16 protein-coding genes are annotated in these 21108 nt (G+C 72.0%); 6 read left to right on the top strand and 10 right to left on the bottom strand.

The features are described 5' to 3' along the window. Positions 1-125: 125 nt before the first annotated feature. Positions 126-1352 (top strand): cytochrome P450, encoded by a 1227-nt coding sequence (locus ACRAKH_RS26580; protein WP_380724540.1) that lies wholly within the window; start codon positions 126-128, stop codon positions 1350-1352. A gap of 12 nt (positions 1353-1364) precedes the next feature. Here ACRAKH_RS26580 and ACRAKH_RS26585 read toward each other — a convergent pair whose 3' ends face one another. Continuing rightward, positions 1365-1967 carry a LysE family translocator gene (locus ACRAKH_RS26585; RefSeq protein ID WP_380724539.1) on the bottom strand — a complete coding sequence of 201 codons (603 nt, stop codon included), beginning with the start codon at positions 1965-1967 and terminating at the stop codon, positions 1365-1367. A 59-nt stretch (positions 1968-2026) separates the two neighbouring features. Between ACRAKH_RS26585 and ACRAKH_RS26590 the strand changes: the two genes are divergently transcribed. Then, positions 2027-2533 (top strand): Lrp/AsnC family transcriptional regulator, encoded by a 507-nt coding sequence (locus ACRAKH_RS26590; protein WP_380724538.1) that lies wholly within the window; start codon positions 2027-2029, stop codon positions 2531-2533. A gap of 10 nt (positions 2534-2543) precedes the next feature. Continuing rightward, a complete protein-coding gene (locus tag ACRAKH_RS26595) occupies positions 2544-3929 on the top strand; it encodes a pyridoxal phosphate-dependent decarboxylase family protein (protein ID WP_380724537.1) in 1386 nt (461 codons plus the stop codon). Here ACRAKH_RS26595 and ACRAKH_RS26600 read toward each other — a convergent pair. From ACRAKH_RS26600 to pyk, 3 genes are read right to left on the bottom strand one after another with little or no spacing between them, the layout of a single operon-like run. Continuing rightward, positions 3919-4479, bottom strand: a complete 561-nt coding sequence (locus ACRAKH_RS26600; RefSeq protein WP_380724536.1) for a Uma2 family endonuclease — start codon at positions 4477-4479, stop codon at positions 3919-3921. The genes ACRAKH_RS26595 and ACRAKH_RS26600 overlap by 11 nt on opposite strands. A gap of 52 nt (positions 4480-4531) precedes the next feature. Then, positions 4532-5455 (bottom strand): acyl-CoA thioesterase II, encoded by a 924-nt coding sequence (gene tesB / locus ACRAKH_RS26605; protein WP_380724535.1) that lies wholly within the window; start codon positions 5453-5455, stop codon positions 4532-4534. Positions 5456-5463: 8 nt separating this feature from the next. After that, positions 5464-6888: a pyruvate kinase gene (pyk, locus tag ACRAKH_RS26610; RefSeq protein WP_380724534.1), complete on the bottom strand. Its 1425-nt coding sequence runs from the start codon at positions 6886-6888 to the stop codon at positions 5464-5466. A gap of 82 nt (positions 6889-6970) precedes the next feature. Between pyk and ACRAKH_RS26615 the strand changes: the two genes are divergently transcribed. Continuing rightward, positions 6971-7318: a VanZ family protein gene (locus tag ACRAKH_RS26615; RefSeq protein ID WP_380724533.1), complete on the top strand. Its 348-nt coding sequence runs from the start codon at positions 6971-6973 to the stop codon at positions 7316-7318. On the opposite strand, the gene ACRAKH_RS26620 is transcribed toward ACRAKH_RS26615, so the two are convergent. Then, positions 7293-7949 (bottom strand): DUF2461 domain-containing protein, encoded by a 657-nt coding sequence (locus tag ACRAKH_RS26620; RefSeq protein ID WP_380724532.1) that lies wholly within the window; start codon positions 7947-7949, stop codon positions 7293-7295. The two genes, ACRAKH_RS26615 and ACRAKH_RS26620, sit on opposite strands and share 26 nt — an antisense overlap. Positions 7950-8041: 92 nt before the next feature. Between ACRAKH_RS26620 and ACRAKH_RS26625 the strand changes: the two genes are divergently transcribed. Beyond that, positions 8042-10000: a helicase-associated domain-containing protein gene (locus ACRAKH_RS26625; protein ID WP_447009365.1), complete on the top strand. Its 1959-nt coding sequence runs from the start codon at positions 8042-8044 to the stop codon at positions 9998-10000. Positions 10001-10149: 149 nt separating this feature from the next. Here the strand turns inward: ACRAKH_RS26625 and ACRAKH_RS26630 are convergent, their stop codons facing one another. The 5 genes from ACRAKH_RS26630 to dctA all read right to left on the bottom strand — a co-directional run bounded on the left by ACRAKH_RS26630 (position 10150) and on the right by dctA (position 19842). Beyond that, on the bottom strand, positions 10150-10536 hold the full coding sequence (locus tag ACRAKH_RS26630; protein WP_380722668.1) for a carboxypeptidase-like regulatory domain-containing protein: 387 nt from the start codon (positions 10534-10536) through the stop codon (positions 10150-10152). Positions 10537-10595: 59 nt separating this feature from the next. Further along, positions 10596-11564, bottom strand: coding sequence for a trypsin-like serine peptidase (locus ACRAKH_RS26635; RefSeq protein WP_380722666.1), 969 nt, complete (start codon positions 11562-11564; stop codon positions 10596-10598). A 311-nt stretch (positions 11565-11875) separates the two neighbouring features. Next, positions 11876-13381, bottom strand: a complete 1506-nt coding sequence (locus tag ACRAKH_RS26640) for a glutamate synthase subunit beta (RefSeq protein ID WP_380722664.1) — start codon at positions 13379-13381, stop codon at positions 11876-11878. Then, the gene (gltB, locus tag ACRAKH_RS26645) at positions 13374-17912 is read right to left on the bottom strand and encodes a glutamate synthase large subunit (RefSeq protein ID WP_380722662.1); all 4539 of its coding nucleotides are present in this window, start codon (positions 17910-17912) and stop codon (positions 13374-13376) included. Before gltB ends, ACRAKH_RS26640 begins: the two co-directional genes overlap by 8 nt. A gap of 481 nt (positions 17913-18393) precedes the next feature. Next, complete coding sequence (gene dctA, locus ACRAKH_RS26650) at positions 18394-19842, bottom strand: C4-dicarboxylate transporter DctA (RefSeq protein WP_380722660.1); 1449 nt, start codon at positions 19840-19842, stop codon at positions 18394-18396. 152 nt (positions 19843-19994) lie between these two features. On the opposite strand from dctA, the gene ACRAKH_RS26655 reads away from it, so the two are divergent. Then, positions 19995-20951 carry a TAXI family TRAP transporter solute-binding subunit gene (locus ACRAKH_RS26655; RefSeq protein ID WP_380722658.1) on the top strand — a complete coding sequence of 319 codons (957 nt, stop codon included), beginning with the start codon at positions 19995-19997 and terminating at the stop codon, positions 20949-20951. Positions 20952-21108: the final 157 nt, after the last annotated feature.

Consider the following 21108-nt stretch of genomic DNA (forward strand, 5'->3'; position numbering starts at 1 on the left):
GGCGACACGATAACGACTTTTCCCGGCCCCGCGTCTCCCCGCCTCCGGTGTCAGTCCCGTGTCAGCCCCGTGTCAGGCCGTCCGGTGATCGTGATCCCGACACCAGCCACGGAAGGACACCCCCGATGACGCGAACGGTCCCCATCCCCCACGGCCTGCCGATGGACCGCGACGCGGGCCCGTTCAACCCGCCCAGCGCCATCACCCGGCTCCGCGAGGCGCACCCGGTCAGCCCACTGCACTTCCCCGACGGCCACGAGGGCTGGCTCGTCACCGGCTACGACGCCGTCCGCCGGCTCATGGCCGACACCCGGTTCAGCTCCCGCCAGGACATCGGCGTCCTCCACGTGCCGTACGACGTCCCCGGCATGCCCGCGGCCACCGAACCGTCGCCGCAGGTGCCCGGCCTGTTCATCAGCATGGACCCGCCGGACCACACCCGGCTGCGCCGCCTGCTCACCGGCGCGTTCACCGTCAGGCGCATGAAGCAGCTCGAGGAGCGCATCGCCGAGATCGTCGAACGGCGGCTGGACGAGATGGCGGCCCTGACCCCGCCGGTCGACCTGGTGAAGGAGTTCGCCCTGCCGGTGCCGTCCCTGGTGATCTGCGAACTGCTCGGCGTGCCCTACGCGGACCGGGACACGTTCCAGTCCAACTCCGCCAAGTTCATGGAGAAGGAGGTGGCGCTGGAGGAGAAGATGGCCGCGTACACCGGCCTCACCACGTACCTGTCCGACCTGGTCGCGGCCAAGCGCGCCGCGCCCGACGAGGACATGCTGTCCGACCTCGCCCGGCACGACGAGCTGACCGTCGAGGAGCTGACGGGCATCGCGTTCCTGCTGCTGCTCGCGGGCCACGAGACCACCGCGAACATGCTGTCGCTGGGCACGTTCGCGCTCCTGGAGCACCCCGACCAGCTCGCCGCGCTGCGCGCCGACCCGGACCTGGTGCCCGGCGCCGTCGAGGAGCTGATGCGCTACCTGTCCGTGGCGGACATCTTCTACCGCTACGCCACCGAAGACCTCGAACTCGGTGGGGAGACCATCCCGCGGGGGTCGACCGTCGTCGTCTCGCTGCTGGCCGCCAACCACGACCCGCTGCGCTTCGAGGACGCCGACACCCTCGACGTCCGCCGCGCGGCCCGCGGTCAGCTGGCCTTCGGCCACGGTGTCCACCAGTGCCTGGGCCAGCAGCTGGCCCGGATCGAGATGCGCGCCGGTCTCGCGGGGCTGCTGCGCCGCTTCCCGACCCTGGCGCTCGCCGTCCCCGCCGACGAGGTGCGGCTCAGGACCGACATGAACATCTACGGCGTCCACGCGCTGCCGGTGACGTGGACGGACCCGGCCCGGTAGGGCCTCGCGGCCCTAGGCGGCGAGCACCGACGCGGCCATGCCGATCAACGCCGCGCCGCACAGCCGCTCGAACACCGGCCGCACCCGGGGCCGCGACAGCAGCGCGGACAGCCGACCGGCCAGCGGCACCACCACGGCCCAGAAGCACGCGAACACGCCGACCGCGACCGCCGACAGCAGCGCCGCCTGGGGCAGGGGCGGCGCGGTCGGGTCCATCGCCTGGGGGACGAGGCTCAGGAACGTCAGCATCACCTTCGGGTTGAGCAGGTCGCACAGCAGGCCGCGCAGGAACAGCGACCGGTCGGACTTCGGCGCCCTGGCGATCGGCCCGCCGGCCCGCGCCGCGCGCAACGTCATCACGCCCAGGTAAGCGAGGTACAGCGCGCCGACCGCCTTGACCGCCAGCAACGCCGCCGGCGCCGCCGCGACCAGCGCGGACAGCCCCACGGTGGCCAGCGCGGCGTGCACCAGCAGGCCCGTGACCACGCCGAGGGCGGTCACCGCCCCGGGCCGCACGCCGCGCACCGCGTTGCCGGTGATCAGCACGAAGTCCGGGCCGGGCACGACGGTGATGACGACGAGCGCGAGCAGGAAGGACGTCCAGGCGATGTGCACGGCGGCATCCTCGGCCGGACGTTCGGGTGTATTCCACCCGACGAGTACCGTGTTCGGTTGTGAGCGACGTAGCCGAACTGGATTCGGTCGACTGGGCGATCCTGGAGGCGTTGCAGAACGACGCGACGCTGCCCAACCGGACCCTGGCCGACCGGGTCGGCATCGCGCCGTCCACGTGCCTGCAGCGGGTGCGCCGGCTGCGGGACCTCGGCGTGATCACCGGGTTCCACGCCGAGGTCGACCCCCGGACCACCGGCCTGCCGCTGGAGGCGGTGGTGTCGGTGAACGTCCGCCCGCACACCAGGCCGGTGGTGGCCGCGTTCCGGCAGTTCGTGATGGCCCAGCCGGAGACCCGGTCGCTGTTCCACGTCAGCGGCCAGGCCGACTTCCTGGTGCACATCGCGGTGGCCGACAGCACGCACCTCCAGGCGTTCCTGATGGACAAGATCGCCTCCCGCACCGAGGTCCGGAACCTGACCAGCTCGGTGGTGCTGGAACGGGTCGAGACGCGGGCCCTCACCCCGCCCGACGACCGGCGTCCGCTGCACCGCAGGCGGCGCGTCTAACCTGCACCCCATGCAGCCTGACGAGTTCCGCCGGATCGGACACGAGGTGATCGACTGGATCGCCGACTACCGCGAGCGGGTCGCGGACCTCCCCGTGAGGTCGCGGGTCGAACCGGGCTGGGTCCGCGAGCGGCTGGCCCCGCTGCCGGAGCGGGGCGAGGGGTTCGACGGCCTGCTCTCCGACCTCGACCGGGTCGTGCTGCCCGGGACCACCCACTGGCAGCACCCCGGCTTCTACGCCTACTTCCCGTCCAACGCGTCGCTGCCGTCGGTGCTCGGCGACCTGCTCTCGTCCGGCCTGGGCGTGCAGGGCATGTTGTGGTCGACGTCGCCCGCCGCCACCGAGGTCGAGCAGCACCTCCTGGACGAGCTGGTCGGCGCGATGGGCCTGCCCGAGCGGTTCCGCGGCGGCGGCGTCATCCAGGACACCGCGTCGTCGGCCGCGCTCGTCGCGCTCCTCGCCGCCCTGCACCGCCAGTCCGGCGGCACGTGGCGGCAGTCCGGTGTGGACGGCACGGAGACCGTGTACGTGTCCTCGCAGACCCACTCGTCCATCGAACGGGCCGCGCGCCTGGCCGGGTTGGGCGAGCGGGCCGTGCGGTCGGTCGACGTCGACGACGTGCTGGCGATGCGCGTGGACGACCTGGCGTCGCGGATCGAGTCCGATGTGGAGGCCGGTCGCAAGCCGGTCCTGGTGTGCGCCACCGTCGGCACCACGGGCACGGGCGCGGTGGACCCGGTGCGGGAGATCGCCGCGCTGTGCGCCGAGCACGGGATCTGGCTGCACGTCGACGCGGCGTGGGCGGGCCCGGCGGCCCTGTGCCCCGAGTTCCGGCACCTGTTCGACGGCCTGGACCAGGCCGACTCGTTCACCGCGAACGCCCACAAGTGGATGCTCACCGCGTTCGACCTGTCCCTGTTCTGGACCGCGCACCCGGACGTGCTCGTGGACGCCCTCACGATCCTGCCGGAGTACCTGCGCAACACGGCGACCGAATCGGGCGCCGTCGTCGACTACCGCGACTGGCAGATCCCGCTCGGCCGCCGGTTCCGGGCGCTGAAGCTGTGGTCGGTGCTGCGCTGGTACGGCTTGGAGGGCGTGCGGGCGCACCTGCGCCGCCACGTCGAGCTGGCGGAGATGCTGGAGTCGTGGGTCGCGGGGTCCGAGGAGTGGCGCCTGGTCGCGCCGCGGTCGCTGGCACTGCTGACCCTCGCCCACCGCGACGGCGACGACGCCACCCGCGAGGCGATGGACCGCGTCAACGCGGCCGGCGACGCGTTCGTCACCCACACCACCGTCAACGGCAGGTTCGCGATCCGCGTGGCCATCGGCGCGGAGTCAACGGAAGAACACCACGTGCGCGCGCTGTGGCAGGCGCTGGCGGCTAGCGGCTGAGCAGCGCGTCGAGATCGAGGACAACCGGGAAGGGGCTCGGTACCTCGACCTTGCCGGTGCCGCCGGCGACGTGCCTGTACTCGCCGTCGACCAGGGTGGACGCCGCGAGCGTGATCGGCTCGTCGAGTTCGAGCAGCCAGCAGTGCGGAATACCCGCGTCGGCGTACTCGATCGGCTTGAGCATGCGGTCCATGCGCCTCGTCCCCGGTGACACGATCTCGACCGCCAGCAGGACATCGTCGGGGTCGACGCGCTTCGGGTACTCCAGAGCACGCTCGGTCGGGACGATGACCATGTCGGGTGCGCGCACCGTGATCGGAGGCACGGGGTTGATCAGCACATCGATCTCCGGCACCGCCACCACGTCGTGAGGCAGTTGCTCGTCCAGCCAGGTGCCCAACCGCTTCGCGGCCAATTGGTGTTTGAGAGCCGGCTTGGGCGACAGGAGCAAGGCTCCCTCGACCAGCTCGACGTGGTGCAACTCGTCCTCAGGGAGCGCGTCCCACTCTTCCAGCGTGAGCCAGTGGTCAGGCCAGTGCATCGTGCTCATCGCGACCCACTTCCCATGACGTCCCCGTTGACTGCGCAGCGTAGCCGGTCGATCACAGGACCCGCAGCAGGCCCTCCTGCACCACGGTAGCCACCAACTGGCCGTCCTGGCTGTAGAAGCGGCCCGTCGCCAGGCCGCGCGAGCCCGACGCCGACGGCGACTCGCAGTCGTAGAGGAACCACTCGTCGGCCCGGAACCCGCGGTGGAACCACATGGCGTGGTCGAGGCTCGCGCCCAGCACCTTGTCCGTGCCCCAGTACACGCCGTGGCGGACGAGCACCGAGTCGAGCAGGGTCATGTCGGACGCGTACGCCAGCACGCACACGTGCAGCAGCTCGTCGTCCGGCAGCTTGCCGTCGGCGCGCATCCACACCTGGCTGCGCGCCTCGCCCGGCCCCGTCTCGCGCGCCCGCCACGGCGGCTCGGTGACGTACCGGATGTCGATCGGCCTCGGCAGGCGCGCCATGCCGACCTTCTCCAGGTACCCGGCCGCCGACTCGGCGTACGTGGGCAGGGAGTCCGGCGACGGCACCTCGGGCATGGGCTCGAAGTGGTCCATGCCGGTCTCGTCCACCTGGAACGACGCGGACAGCGAGAAGATCGCCTTGCCGTGCTGCACGGCGACGACGCGCCGGGTGGTGAACGAGCGGCCGTCCCGGATGCGGTCGACCTCGTACACGATCGGGACCGTCGGGTCACCGCCGCGGATGAAGTACGAGTGCAGCGAGTGCACCCGGCGCTCCGGCGGGACGGTGCGGCCGGCGGCGACCAGGGCCTGACCGGCGACCTGCCCGCCGAACACCCGCACGGGCGATTCGGCGGGCGACACCCCGCGGAAGATGTTCTCCTCGATGCGCTCCAGGTCGAGCAGCGCGACGAGGCGGTCGAGCACGGGCTGCCCGTGCGGCACGCCGTCGGTGTCCAGCGGAACGTCCGAGAACTCGGCGGAAGCCGCGGCGCGGGCAGCCTCGGTCACGTCAACTCCTAAGCGTGGTCGTCCTCCCCCAGGCGGTGCACCCGGATGAGGTTGGTCGAGCCGATGGTGCCAGGCGGCGAGCCTGCCACGACCACGACGAGGTCGCCCGGCTGGTACCGGCCGATGTCGATCATCGACAGGTCGACCTGGCGGACCATCTCGTCCGTCGAGTCCACCTTAGGCACGAGGAACGTCTCGGTGCCCCAGGTGAGAGAAAGCTGACTGCGCACGCTCTGCTCCGGCGTGAACGCCAGCAGCGGCAGCGGCGTGTGCAGGCGGGCCAGCCGCCGGACCGTGTCACCGGACTGGGTGAACGCGACCAGCGCCTTGGCGTTCAGCCGCTCGCCGATGTCCCGCGCCGCGTACGAGATCACGCCGCGCTTGGTGCGCGGGACGTGCGTCAGCGGCGGGACCTGCGTGGACTCGGTCTCCACGGCCTCGATGATGCGGCCCATGGTCTTGACCGACTCGATGGCGTACCGGCCGACCGACGTCTCGCCGGACAGCATCAGCGCGTCCGCGCCGTCGAGCACCGCGTTCGCGACGTCCGACGTCTCGGCGCGGGTCGGCCGCGAGTTGGTGATCATCGAGTCGAGCATCTGGGTGGCCACGATCACCGGCTTGGCGTTCTCGCGGGCGATCTGGATGGCCCGCTTCTGCACCAGCGGCACGTGCTCCAGCGGCAGCTCCACGCCCAGGTCGCCGCGGGCGACCATCACGCCGTCGAAGGCGAGGACGATCGCCTCCAGGTTGTCGACCGCCTCCGGCTTCTCGATCTTGGCGATCACCGGCTTGCGGCCGTGGCCCACGCGGTCCATGACCTGGTGGACCAGGTCGATGTCCGCGGGCGAGCGCACGAACGACAGGGCGATGAAGTCCACGCCCAGGTTGAGGGCGAACTCCAGGTCCTCGATGTCCTTCTCGGACAGCGCGGGCACGGACACGTCCATGCCGGGCAGCGAGAGGCCCTTGTTGTTGCTGACCGGGCCGCCCTCGGTGACCTCGCAGACCACGTCGGGGCCGTCGACCTCGGTGACGGTCAGGCCCACCTTGCCGTCGTCCACCAGCAGCCGGTCGCCGACCTTGGCGTCCTGCGACAGCTGCTTGTAGGTGGTGGAGACGCGGTCGTGGGTGCCCTCGACGTCCTCGACGGTCACCCGGACGATGTCACCGGTCCGCCACTCGACGGGGCCGTGGGCGAACCGGCCGAGCCGGATCTTGGGTCCCTGCAGGTCGGCCAGGATTCCCACGGCACGTCCGGAGGCCTCGGCCGCCGAGCGGACCAGGTCGTAGACCTGCTTGTGGTCGGCATGGCTGCCGTGGCTGAAGTTCATCCGGGCCACGTCCATACCGGCCGCTACCAGCTCGTTGACCTTGTCCTCGGTCGCGGTGGCAGGACCAAGCGTACAGACGATCTTCGCGCGTCGACTCACGTCTCAGGAGAGTAGTCGCTGTCACTGGACCGATCAGGATGTACCGGGGGGTAATCTCCGTGAAACCGGCAGAATCTGCCCGGTGGGCGTCAGAATCCTTCCGTTCGTGGTCGCGGCGTTGCTCAGCGTCATCGTGCTGTTCACCCCGCAGTCAGGTGTGCCGGACTCACCGCCGGGCACCGACAAGGTGGTGCACGTGCTGCTGTTCGCGCTGCTCACGGCCACCGGGCGGTACGCCGGGCTGCGGGTCCGACCGCTCGTCGCGGGGTTGATCTGTTACGCCGCGGTCTCGGAAGTGTTGCAGTGGCTCATCACCCCGCTCGGGCGCGGCGGGGACGTCCTGGACGGCCTCGTGGACGTCGCCGGCATCGGCCTCGGCCTGCTCCTCGCGCGCCTGCCGGCGGTCAGCGGCGGAAGCCGACCTCGGTGAGCCCGACGTGGTCGGCGCACCAGTCGACCAGCGGCGTCACCTCGCGCCACGCGTCGCGGACGCGGTCGAGGCAGCCCGGCTCGTGCAGCACGTCGTCCGGCGGCCACACCTTCGCCGCGTAGAGGCGCTTGTGCTTGAGCAGCTCGATCCGGGGGTGCCCGGGGTCGACGCCGCGCGGCGCGCGCTTCAGCTTGTCGCCGCGCAGCTCCCAGCCGGCGCCGGTGAGGGCGGCCAGGAGCCGCTCCAACGTCCCGCCGCGCACGTCGTCGGCGACCGACTCCCGGTAGCGGGCGAGCTGGTCGGACGCCATCGCGAACGACCCGCCGGCCACGAACAGCCCCGCCGTGCCGATCTGGACGTAGTGGGCGCCGCCGCCGCGGCCGAGCTCGACCACGCCGCCGCAGTGGTCCTTGTACGGGGTCTTGTCCTTGCTGAACCGGACGTCCCGGTAGGGCCGGAACACCTTGCCCCGGCCGAACTCGGGTTCCAGCGCCGCGAGCAGGGCCTCCATCGGGGCGCGCACGTCGTCCTGGTAGAGGTGCTTGTGGTCCTCCCAGTACGCCTTCGAGTTGTCGACCTCCAGCCCGTCGTAGAAGTCGATGGCGTGTTCGCCGAAACCGCTGAATTCCACGCGACCAGCTTACGTTCGTCCATTGGTGGCTCATTCGATCGCCTTATCGCAGTGGATGACCGGTCGGTCACGTCCTGTGCATAATCGGCCGAGTGGGTAGGAAAGCGGCACTGGCCGGCTGGTTGCGCGAACTCGACGCACAGGACGTCCAGGCCGTCCTGGCGCTGCGCAGGGACGCCGCCGACCGCCGGCCCCGATCCCTGCGTGACCTCGCGGACGAGCTGACCTCGGCGGCGTCGCTGCGGGCCGCCGTCGACGGGCTCGACCAGGCGTGCCGGGACGTGCTGGACACCGCCGTGCGGCTGGGCGACGAGGCCGGGGTGGAGGCGCTGGCGGAACGGTTGCGCTGCAACGGGAAGGCGTCGCGGGCCGAGCTGAAGCGGACGTTGCTGCAGTTGCGCGCGAGGGCGTTGGTGTGGCCCTCGGAGGACCGGCTGGTCACGTCGCCGGGGTTGCGGCTGCTGACCGAGGAGCCGGCGCGCCGCATCACGCCCGCGCCCCGCGCGCCCCGCCGTGCCGCGCAGGACCGGGGGTTCGCCGACCGCGCCGCGACCACGCCCGCGACGTCCACTGTGGATGGTGTGACGCGGCTCGTCGAGCTGTGCGACTGGGACCAGGTGGCGTGCCGCAACGGGGTCGGGTCGCGGGAGCTGCGGCGGGTCGCGGGCATGCTGCGCGCCGACGAGCCGCGGGCGCGGCTGTGGGTAGAGCTGGCCGTGGAGGCGCGGCTGCTGGCGGTGGACGACGGCAGGCTGACGCCGACCGTCCGGTCCGACGCGTGGCGTGCCGCGCCGCCCGCCGAGCGGCTGGCCGCGCTGGCCGAGGCGTGGCCCCGGATGACGTGGACGCCGGGCAGGCAGCGGCCCGCGTCGGCCGAGCCGTCGTCGTCGGAGGCGGGCGACCGGACCAGGCTGGGCGTGCTGGAGCGGTACGCGCGGTTGGGCGAGGACGAGGCGTTCGAGCACCGGCACGAGGTGGTGGCGGAGCTGGTGTGGTCGCGGCCCGCCGTGCACAGCCGGGCCGCGACGGAGGCGGCGCTGGTGGAGGCCGAGTCGGTGGGCCTGATCGCGCTGGGCGCGTCGACCGCGCTGGGACGCGCCGTGCTGGCCGGTCGCGTGGCGGAGGTCGCCGGGCGGTTCGTGCCGCCGGCCGCGCGGACGGCCCACCTGCGGGCCGACCTGACCGCCGTGGTGGCCGGGCTGCCGAGCCGCGAGCTGAGCGCGGTGCTGGACCTGGTCGCCGACGGCGCGGAGGGCGGGTGGCGGTTCAGCGGGGCGAGCGTGCGGCGCGCGCTGGACGCGGGCCACGAGCCGGACGCGCTGCTGGCCCGGCTGGCGTCGGTGGCCGAGCACGGCGTGCCGCCCACGCTGGAGCACCTGGTGCGGGAGGTGGCGCGGCAGCACGGGCGGATCACCGTGACGCCGGTGGCGTGCTGCGTGCGGGCGGCGGACCCGGAGCTGCTGCGGGAGATCGCGGCGCACCCGTCGCTGGCCCGGCTGGCGTTGCAGCCGTTGGGGCCGACGGTGCTGGCGTCGGCGAGACCCGCGCCGGAGACGTTGGCGCTGTTGCGGGCGGCCGGTTACGCGCCCACGGCGTCCACGGCGGACGGCACGTCGGTCGTGGAGCGGGCGCCGCGCCGCCGCGTCGAGCCTCCCCCGCCGCCGGTGCGCGCGGTGGCGGAGGGCTGGCGGGCGCCGTTGACCGAGCAGGAGCTGGCGAAGCTCGCGGTGGCGCTGGTCGAGCGGGAACGGCCCCGGCCCCGGTTCGTGCTGCCGCCGGCTCACACCCAGCGCATGGGGACGGTGCGGCTGCTGCGCGACCAGTCGCTCGTGCTGCGCGACTCGGAGGTCGTGCTGCTGGCCGAGGCGCTGGCGAGCCGGACGTCGGTGGAGATCGCCGTGGCGAGCGGCCCGCGGACCACGGTGAAGCACGTGATCACGCCCGTGGACCACGCGGCGGGCAACCTGAAGGCCAACTGCGCCCCGCGCGGCGAGCACCGCGAGTTCCTGGTCAGCCACATCCGCTCGGTGCGCGCGGTGACCGGCGTCTGACGAGGCCGCGTCGCACGGGGCCGGCGTCTGACAGGGCCCGCGTCTGACAGGGCCGACGGCTCACAGGGCCGGCGTCTCATCGGTCCGGCGTCCGGGGGCGAGGTGGAGCCCCGGCCCGGTTCGACGGGCCGGGGGCTCTCTGGCGGCGGTCAGGGCAGGTGCAGCCGGACCTGTTCGGTCGCGCCCGCCGCCGCCGTGACTTCGGACGGGGTGCCCGTCCGGCCGTCCTTCGACGCGGAGAACTCGTAGCGGCCCGCCGCCAGGCGCCACTCGTAACGGCCGTCCGGTCCGGACATGACCGCCATCTCGGGCACCGGCCGCGGCGGGGTGTCGAGCGATCTCGGTGCCACCAGGGCGCCGTCGACGGGCTGCCCGGCGGAGTCCACGACCACGCCGGTGAAGGTCGCCATCGCGGTGGTGGAGGGTGGTGGTGCGGGCGGGTCGCCGGTGTCGGACGTGCCCGCTTCCCCGCCGCACGCGCCGAGCGCCAGCAGGCCGATCAGCAGGACCGCTCGCAGGCGGAGTGGGTGGCGCACGATCTGCTCCTCTCGGTCACGTGGAGGACGGAACGGCAGCGGGGTTCGGTTGCCCGGCGTCAGCGCCAGCCGACGACCAGGTTGAACCGGCTCTCGGTGATCCGCGGGCCGCTGTTGTGGCCGTTGGAGCCGACGCCGTACGCGTGGAACGCCAGCGAGCACCGGCCCGAGCAGCCGGACGACCCGGCCGCGCGCACCGTGTGCACCGCGCTGCCGCTGTTGCCGCCGACGGTGTCGTTGTCGTAGTACAGCCGCAGCGAACCGCTCTCGCGGACCTGGTCGGTGTGGGTCCACTGCTGCTGGGCCTTGTCGCCGGGGTAGCCCTGGATGGTGGTGGACGTGCCGTTGAGCGACGCGGTGGTCCAGTACGCGCCGTACCAGCCGGTCGTGTTGCCGATGGAGCAGTTCAGCGTCGCGCCGCCGTAGTCGGCGTCCGGGTTGCCGTCGGTGGTCCAGCCGGTGTTGGACCGCAACGTCGCCGCGGTGCAGGAGCCGTACGGGTACGAGGTGCCGTTGGCGCCGGGGTAGAACTTGAGCTGGCCGGTGTACCAGCCGGTGCTCTGGTTGAACACGCAGTGCCCGGCGGTCAGCACGAGGCTCGCGCCGAACATCCAGCCGGTGCAGTGCAACCGCTCCACACCGCTCACGGTGCGGGTGATGAGCACGGTCGCGCGGGCCGGGAAGCTCGTCGTCGGGTCGACCCGCACGCGGCCGTCCGCCCCGATGATCGACTGGACGCCGACGTCGTCGCCGGTCGGCGACTCGTAGCCCGCGATCCGGTGGCCGGCGGGCACGCGCTGCGCGCCGTAGGCCGTGACGTCGCCCGGCACGCCCGTGCCCTCGTAGCCGGACACCCCGCGCAGCCCTCGCGCCGGCGCGGCCGACAGGGTCACGCCCTCGGTGTCGCTCGCCCCGAGTTCCACGCCCCTCGGTGACGCCGACGCCGTGGACACCAGGCCGATCGTCGCCAGCAGCGCGCTCGCCAGCGCCACGCCGACCCGTCTCGATGATCTGTAGATGTTGTTCACCCGAAAATCCCATCGTCAAGGAAAAAAGCCCTCGACCGGTTAAGTCCGCTCCGGGCGCGCAACCGATACAGCGGATCGGGATTTTGCCCCGGTCGCGTTTTTACCATGCTGACAACGGACCAACGGCGAGCGCTTTACGGCCGCACCGGGGCGCTGACCTGGCCGGGTGACGTGGAAAAGAATGCGTCGGCAATCGAATCGCGACGGCGTGGAATGCGTTCACGTGCCGCGGGCGGCCCGGTCGCACCCGCCCCGGGAACCGCGAAGGCCGCCCCGACGACGCTGTCGGGGCGGCCGGGCACCTCAGCGGTTCACACCACGGCGAGCGGAAGCATGGTGGGGATCACCGGCGACGGCAGGTCCGACGAGCCGGTCAGGAAGCGGTCCACCGCGTTGGCCACCGAACGGCCCTCCGCGATCGCCCACACGACCAGGGACGCGCCGCGGTGCGCGTCGCCGCAGACGAACACGCCGGGCGACTGGGTCTGCCAGTCCGAGCCGCACGAGATCGTGCCGCGCGGGGTGAGCCGCAGGCCGAGGCCGTCCAGCAGCGGCATGTGCTCGACACCCTCGAAGCCGATGGCCAGCAGCACCAGGTCCGCCGGCAGCACCTCGACCTCCTCGGACGTCGGCACCACCTGGCGGCGGCCGGACGCGTCCTTCTCCACCCGCACCTTGCGCAGCTGGATCTGCCGGACGTGCCCGTCCTCGTCGCCGACGAACTTCTCCACGGCGACCGCGAACTTCCGCTCGCCCGCCTCCTCGTGCGCGGGGTACGTGCGGAGGATCCACGGCCACACCGGCCACGGCGACCTGTCGTTGTCGCGGGTGGACGGCGGCATCGGGTACTGGTCGAGCTGCAGCACCGACGCCGCGCCCTGCCGGGACGCCGTGCCGTAGCAGTCCGCGCCCGTGTCGCCGCCGCCGATGATCACGACGTGCTTGCCGGCGGCGTCGATCGCGGGCGGGCCGTCGCCCTCGCACGCCCGGTTCGCGGGCACCAGGTGCTCCATCGCCAGGTGGACGCCCTTCAGGGAACGCCCCGGCGTGGTGGTGTCGTCACGGCCGCGCAGCGCGCCCACCGCGAGCACCACGGCGTCGAACTTCGACCGCAGCTCCTCGACGGTCAGGTCCACGCCGACCTCGCAGCCGGTGACGAACCTCGTGCCCTCCTTGCGGAGCTGCGCGAGCCGCCGGTCCAGGACCTTCTTCTCCATCTTGAACTCGGGGATGCCGTAGCGGAGCAGCCCGCCCAGCCGGTCGTCCCGCTCGAACACGGTGACCTCGTGGCCGGCGCGCGTGAGCTGCTGCGCCGCGGCGAGCCCGGCCGGGCCGGAACCGACGACCGCGACCTTCTTGCCCGACGACACGTGCGACTGCACGGGCGGCACGAGCCCCTGCTCCCACGACACGTCGGCGATGGCCTGCTCGACGCGCTTGATGGCGACCGGGCCGCCCGCGTCGTGGCTGATCGACAGCACGCACGCCGCCTCGCACGGCGCGGGGCACAGCCGGCCGGTGAACTCGGGGAAGTTGTTCGTCGCGTGCAGCCGGTCCGACGCCGACTCCCAGTCACCCCGGCGCACCAGGTCGTTCCACTCGGGGATCAGGTTGCCCAGCGGGCACCCGGCCGACCCGGAGTGGCAGAACGGGACGCCGCAGTCCATGCACCGCGTCGCCTGCACGCGCACCTCCTCGTCCCGCTGCTCCGCAGGGACGTCGAGGTACACCTCGTTCCAGTCGCTCAGCCGCTCGGCGGCGGGCCGCTTCTTCGGCTCGGAGCGGGAGTGCTTGAGAAAGCCGTACGGGTCAGCCACGGGAGGCCTCCATGATCGCCTGGTCGACGTCCCTGCCTTCCGCGCGGGCGAGCCTCATCGCTTCGAGCACGCGCTGGTAGTCACCGGGCATGACCTTGGTGAACGACGCGGAACGCCGGGTCCAGTCGCCGAGCAGCGACGCGGCCACCGCCGATCCGGTGAGCTGGTGGTGGCGCTCCACCACTTCGCGCAGCCAGCGCAGGTCGTCCGCGCCGGGCCGCTGGAGCTCGACCATGGCGGTGTTGACCGCCGCGGGGTCGAGTTCCAGGACGTAGGCCACGCCGCCGGACATGCCCGCGGCGAGGTTGCGGCCGGTCGGCCCGAGCACCACGGCCCGGCCGCCGGTCATGTACTCGAACGCGTGGTCGCCCACGCCCTCGGCGACGGCCAGCGCGCCCGAGTTCCGCACGCAGAACCGCTCGCCGACCCGGCCGCGCAGGAAGATCTCGCCGGACGTCGCGCCGTAGCCGATGACGTTGCCCGCGATGACCTGCCGCTCGGCCGCGAACGGCGCGTCCGGGTGCGGCCGCACCACGATCCGGCCGCCGGACAGGCCCTTGCCGACGTAGTCGTTGGCGTCGCCGACCATCTCCAGCGTGACGCCGCGCGGGATGAACGCGCCCAGCGACTGGCCGGCCGAGCCGGTGAACGTCACGTGGATCGTGTCGTCGGGCAGGCCGTCGCCGCCGAACCGGCGGGTCACCTCGGCGCCGAGGAGCGTGCCGACGGTGCGGTTGACGTTGCGCAGCGGCAGTTCCAGCCGCACCGGGCGGGCGTCGTTCAAGGCCGCGTCGGCGAGCTGCAGCAGCGTGCGGTCCAACGCCTGCGCCAGGCCGTGGTCCTGCTCGCGGACCTTGCGCTTGGCCGTGCGGTACGGCGTCTCGGGCACCTCGAACACCGGCGCCAGGTCGAGCCCGGCCGCCTTCCAGTGCTCGACGGCCTCGTCGGTCTTCAGCAGCTCGGCGTGGCCCACGGCCTCGTCGATGGTGCGGAAACCGAGTTCCGCCAACAGCTCCCGCACCTCCTGGGCGACGAAGTGGAAGAAGTTGACCACGTGGTCGGCCTGGCCGGTGAAGCGCTTGCGCAGCTCCGGGTTCTGCGTGGCGATGCCGACCGGACAGGTGTCCAGGTGGCAGACCCGCATCATCACGCAGCCCTCCACGATCAACGGCGCGGTCGCGAAGCCGAACTCCTCCGCGCCCAGCAGCGCGGCCACCACCACGTCCCGGCCGGTGCGCAGCGCGCCGTCCACCTGCACGGTGATCCGGTCGCGCAAACCGTTGAGCAGCAACGTCTGCTGGGTCTCGGCGAGGCCGATCTCCCACGGCGTGCCCGCGTGCTTGAGCGAGTTCAGCGGCGACGCGCCGGTGCCGCCGTCGTGGCCCGAGATCAGCACCACGTCCGCGTGCGCCTTCGCCACGCCCGCCGCGACCGTGCCGACGCCGACCTCGCTGACCAGCTTGACGTGCACGCGGGCCTGCTCGTTGGCGTTCTTCAGGTCGTGGATGAGCTGCGCGAGGTCTTCGATGGAGTAGATGTCGTGGTGCGGCGGCGGCGAGATCAGGCCGACGCCCGGCGTGGAGTGCCGGGTCCGCGCGATCCACGGGTACACCTTGTAGCCGGGCAGCTGCCCGCCCTCGCCGGGCTTCGCGCCCTGCGCCATCTTGATCTGGATGTCGCTGGCGTTGACCAGGTACTCGCTGGTGACGCCGAACCGGCCGGACGCGACCTGCTTGACCGCGCTGCGCCGCTCCGGGTCGTACAGGCGCTCGCGGTCCTCGCCGCCCTCGCCGCTGTTGGACCGGCCGCCGAGCCGGTTCATCGCGATGGCCAGCGTCTCGTGCGCCTCCGCCGAGATGGAGCCGTACGACATGGCGCCGGTGTTGAAGCGCTTGACGATCGACGAGACCGGCTCGACCTCGTCGATGGGGATCGGCGTGCGGCCCTCGGACCTGAACTCGAACAGGCCGCGCAGCGTGCCGCCCTGCCGGGACAGCCGCTCCACCTCGTCGGTGTAGCGCCGGTACACGTCCTGCTTGCCGGTCTTGGTGGCGTGCTGGAGCAGGAACACCGTCTCCGGCGTGAACAGGTGGAGCTCGCCCTCGCGGCGGTAGGCGTACTCGCCGCCCACCTCCAGCCGGCGGTGCACCCGGTCGGTCGGGTTGTCCGGGTGGGCGCGGCGGTGGCGCAGCGCCACCTCCTCCGCCAGCACGTCCAGGTCCGCGCCGCCGAGCTTCGACACCGTGCCGGTGAAGTACTCGTCCAGCAGGTCCTTCGACAGGCCGACGGCCTCGAACACCTGGGCCGCCGTGTACGCGCCGACGGTCGAGATGCCCATCTTCGACATGATCTTCAGCGTGCCCTTGACCAGCGCCGTCACGTAGTTCCGCACGGCCTTGCGCGGCTCGATGCCGGTCACCGCGCCGGTGCTGATCATGTCTTCGATCGTCTCGAACGCCAGGTACGGGTTCACCGCGGCCGCGCCGTAGCTCAGCAGCGCGGCGACGTGGTGCACCTCGCGGGCGTCACCGGTCTCCACGACCAGCGCCACGCGCAGCCGCTCCTTGGTGCGCACCAGGTGGTGGTGCACCGCGGAGACGAGCAGCAGCGACGGGATCGGCGCCATCCGGTGGTCCGAGTCGCGGTCCGACAGCACGAGCGTGCGCGCGCCGTGCGCGATCGCCTCGGACGCCTCCCGGCGCACCCGCTCGACCGCCGCCGCCAGCGCCGCGCCGCCACCGTCCACCTCGTACAGTCCGCTGAGGACGGTGCAGGCGAAGCCGGGCAGGTCGCCGTCGTCGTTGATGTGGATGAGCTTGGCCAGCTCGTCGTTGTCGATCACCGGGTACGTCAGCTTGATGTGCCGGCAGCTGACCGGCCCCGGCTCCAGCAGGTTCTGCTCCGGGCCCATCACCCGCGACACGCTGGTGACGATCTCCTCGCGGATCGCGTCCAGCGGCGGGTTCGTGACCTGGGCGAAGTTCTGCACGAAGTAGTCGTAGAGCAGCCGCGAGCGCTGCGAGAGCGCCGCCACCGGGGTGTCCGTGCCCATCGAGCCCAGCGGCTCGGCGCCGTTCACCGACATCGGCGCGAGCAGGACCCGCAGCTCCTCCTCGGTGTAGCCGAACGTGAGCTGGCGGCGCACCACCGACTCGTGGCTCTGCACCACGTGCTCCCGGTCGGCCAGGTCGGCCAGCTCCAGCAGGCCCGCGTGCAGCCACTCGTCGTAGGGCAGCTCCTCGGCCAGCCGCGACTTGACCTCGTCGTCCTCGACCAGGCGACCCTCGACGGTGTCGACCAGGAACATCCGGCCGGGCTGGAGGCGGCCCTTGGCCACGACCTGGTCCGGCGGCACGTCCAGCACGCCGGTCTCGGAGGCCAGCACGACCCGGCCGTCCGCGGTCTGCCACCAGCGGGCCGGGCGCAGGCCGTTGCGGTCCAGCACCGCGCCGACCAGCGAGCCGTCGGTGAACGTCACGCACGCCGGGCCGTCCCACGGCTCCATCAGGCTGGCGTGGAACTCGTAGAACGCGCGGCGCTTCGGGTCCATCGAGGTGTGGTTCTCCCACGCCTCGGGGATCATCATCAGCACCGCGTGCGGCAGGCTGCGGCCGCCCAAATGCAGCAGCTCCAGCACCTCGTCGAAGCTCGCCGAGTCCGAGCCCTCCGGGTGGCAGATCGGGAACAGCCGGCTCAGGTCGCCCGGGATCAGGTCCGACGCCAGCAGCGCCTCGCGGGCGCGCATCCGGTTCCGGTTGCCGCGCACGGTGTTGATCTCGCCGTTGTGGGCGACGTACCGGAACGGGTGCGCCAGCGGCCACGACGGGAACGTGTTCGTGGAGAAGCGGGAGTGGACCAGGGCGATCGCGCTGGCCAGCCGCTCGTCCCGCAGGTCGGGGAAGAACGACGGCAGCTGGCCCGTGGTCAGCATGCCCTTGTAGACGATCGTGCGGGCCGACAGCGACGGGAAGTACGTGCCGACGTCCGCCGCCGCGCTCTCGTGCTCCACCCGCTTGCGCAGGGCGAACGTGAGGCGGTCCAGGTCGACGTCCCGCTTGCCCGTCTCGCTCTCGACCAGCAGCATCGCGAAGTGCGGCATCACCGACCGGGCGGTCGGGCCCAAGCCCGCGTGGTCCGGCTCGATCGGCACGTCGCGCCAGCCCAGGACCCGCAGTCCCTCCTCGGCGGCGATCCGCTCGGCCAGGCCCACGGCCTTCGCGCGGTCCTCGTCGCCGGCGGGCAGGAACGCGATGCCCGCCGCGTACGCGCCCGCCTCGGGCAGCTCGCACCCCACCACCTCGCGCAGGAACGCATCGGGCAGCTGCAGCAGGATGCCGGCGCCGTCACCGCTGGTCGGCTCGGCGCCCGCCGCGCCCCGGTGCTCCAGGTTGGCCAGCGCGGTGAGCGCGTCGACGACGATGTCGTGCGAGCGCCGGCCCTTGATGTCGGCGACCATCGCCACACCGCACGCGTCGCGCTCGGCGGTCGGGTCGTAGAGCCCCTGAGGGGCCGGGATGGCGGAGAAGATCACTGCGCAGACCTCCTTCGTCGTCCTTGGTGAAAGAACGAGTCCTCGTGTCCAGGTCCTGGAATCCGGGTGCTGGGCACGGGACGACGATGGCCCGCGTGTTGACGAGACTTTAACAGTCGCGAAACTGAACCACACCATCCAACGGGTGATCCAGCTCGCCTACGCGTAACGATTCGGCCCGCCGGCGCGATACCCCGGCCAGCTTGTTACGCGTTGTTAAGCATAACCGAGCCGACCCCTCCTCGCGCGTCGGTGAGACCTGGCGAACAGCCCCGTCCCCGCCACCGCCACCATCCCGGTTCCCCGACGTGAACCCGCTGGTCAGACGCCCGGAGGCTCCGCGAGCCAGTCGACCCGCGGAGCCTCCGCCGTGCCTGTCGGTCCACCTTCGCCGCCCGGTGGCGTCCGCGCCCCTGGCAGGCTCGTCCGCCCTCCGGAACGTCGGCGTCCGCCGTCCGCGCGGCCGACCGTCCTCCGCCGACTAGCCCGCGGACGCCGCTACGGACTCCCGGCTCCCACCGCTCCCCCGGCCGCCCTGCGCACCGCCGCGGTCCCCGTCGTGTCCGCCGTCAGGCGTGCCGTCAGGCGTGCCGTCGTGCTCGACGTCGCCGTGCCGGCGGTCCATGAGGGCGTCCACGTCGACCTGGGAGGGGTTGTCCATCACCTGGCGCAGCCGGTCGCGGTCCAACTGGCCCTGCCAGCGGGCCACCACGAGCGTGCCGACGCCGTTGCCGATGACGTTGGTGATCGCGCGGGCCTCCGACATGAACCGGTCGATGCCCACGATCAGCGCGATGCCGACCGCCGGGATGGCGCTGTTCGCCTCGAACGCGCTCAGCGACGCCGCCAGCGTGACCAGGCCCGCCCCCGTGACGCCCGCCGCGCCCTTGCTGGCCAGCAGCATGAACAGCAGCAGCCCGATCTGCGTGCCCAGCCCCACGTCCACGCCCGTCGCCTGGGCGATGAAGATCGCGCCCATGGTCAGGTAGATGCAGGTGCCGTCGAGGTTGAACGAGTAGCCGGTCGGGATGGTCAGGCCGACGACCGACTTGTCCGCGCCCGCCGCCTCCATCTTCACCAGCATGCGCGGCAGCACCGACTCGCTGGACGACGTGCCCAGCACGATCAGCAGCTCGTCCTTGATGTACCGGAGGAACTTGAAGATCGAGAACCCGGCGTACAGCGACACACCGCCCAGCACGACCAGGATGAACAGCAGGCACGTCGCGTAGAACGAGCCCATCAGCCAGGCCAGCTTGCCGAGGATCGTGCCGCCGAACTTGCCGATCGTGTACGCGATGCCGCCGAACGCGCCGATCGGCGCCGCGTACATGACGATCTTGATGACGCCGAACATCACCTTGGCGAACGTGTCGAGCGCGGACACGACCTTCGCGCCGCGCTTGCCCATGCCCGCCACGGCCACCGCGACCAGGATCGCGACCACCAGGACCTGGATGAGCTGCCCGTCGGTGAACGCGCTGAAGAACGACTTCGGCACCAGGCTCAGGATGAACCCGGTGACGCCGGTCTCGGCGGTCTTCGCGTCGGCGAGGGTCTTCGCGGCCGCGTCGTCGTTGATCGGGATCGACGGGCCGTGGTGGCCGGGCTGCACGAGGTTCACGACGACGAGGCCGATCGCCAGCGCCACCGTCGTCATCGCCGTGAAGTACAGGATCGTCCGCAGCGCCAGGCCGCCCGCCTTGGCCAGGTTGCCGAGGCCCGCGATGCCGACCACGACCGTGCAGAAGATCGTCGGCGCGATGACGACCTTCACCAGCGCGACGAAGAAGTCGGCCAGCCACTTCATGCCCGACGCCTGGGCGGGGAACGCGTACCCGACGATCACGCCGAGCACGATCGACACGAGCACCCAGAAGTAGAGGTGCTGGTAGATCGGTTTGCGCTGACGTTCCTGCGCGCTGACCACGTCTCCTCCAAGGGGACCTTCGTGCCTGCCGGTGGGGGTTGGTTGGTGATCCTGAGCACAGGCGCCGGCGGTAACAAGGACGTGGCCGGAAACTTCAGATCCCTCTGACGTAACACGCCGTTCACTGGTCCGACGGGGTTAGTCTGCTGGTCGTGCAGGTGACGCGGCGCTCGCTGTTGCGCACCGCCCTGGTCGCGGCGGTGCCCGGCACGCTGGGTTCCTCCGCGCTGGCCGCGTGCACGTCGACCGACGCGCCCGTCCTCGACGAACTCGTGCTGGCGACCGGCCCGGACGGCGCGGTGTTCCGCGAGGTCGGCGGCGCGCTGGCCGCGGCGCTGGCGGACGAACTGCCCGCGACCCGCGTGGTAGCCCGCTCGACCGCCGCGTCGGTGGAGAACGTGCGCCTGCTCCAGGCGGGCGACGTCCACTTGGGACTGTCCTCACTGGACCCGTTGGTCGGTGCGCTGCTCGATGCGGACGACCCGGGCGGCATCAGCGCCGTGGGGCGGCTGTACGACAGCTTCATGCAGATCGTCGTGCCGGCCGGGTCGCCCGTGCGCCGCCTGTCGGACCTGGCCGGCCGGATCGTGTCGTTCGGCCCGTCCGAGTCGGGGACGGAGTTCACCGCGACCCGGCTGCTGGCCCTGTTCGGGATCTCCGTCGACGCGCGGCGGATGGAGCACGCCAAGGCGGCACGTGAGCTGGCCGCCGGTTCACTGGACGCGTTGCTGGCGCTGACCGGCATCCCCACACCCGCGGTCACGGACATCCTCGACACGTTCCCGCTGCGCCTCCTCGACCTGCCCGACGAGGCCGAGCACCTGGCCGAGCGCTACCCGGGCCCGTACGTCCCAGCGACCATCCCCGCCACCACGTACGGCAACCTCGGCCCGTGCCGCACGTTCGCCGTGCCGAACCTCCTGCTGGCGCGGACGTCGCTGGACGCCGACGTGGTCGAGGTCGTCACCAGGACCGTGTTCACCCAGTCATCCCGAATCGCCGCGGGCCACCCCGAGGCAAGCCGGATCAACGTCCGAACCGGCATCGCGACGGGCCAGGTCCCCCTCCACAAGGGCGCCGAGCGCTGGTTCAGAGCAACAAAACGCTGACCCACCCACATATCCACACCCACCCCGCTTATCCACACCCACTACACTTCCCTCCCTCCACCGACCCTCACCAGTGTTGAATGCCGTCCACCCCCACCCACCCTCGCCGACTGTCCCCGAAGATCACCCAGGCGACTGAACGCAGCGTTTTCGGGGA

It is taken from the genome of Saccharothrix hoggarensis, from assembly GCF_052936025.1.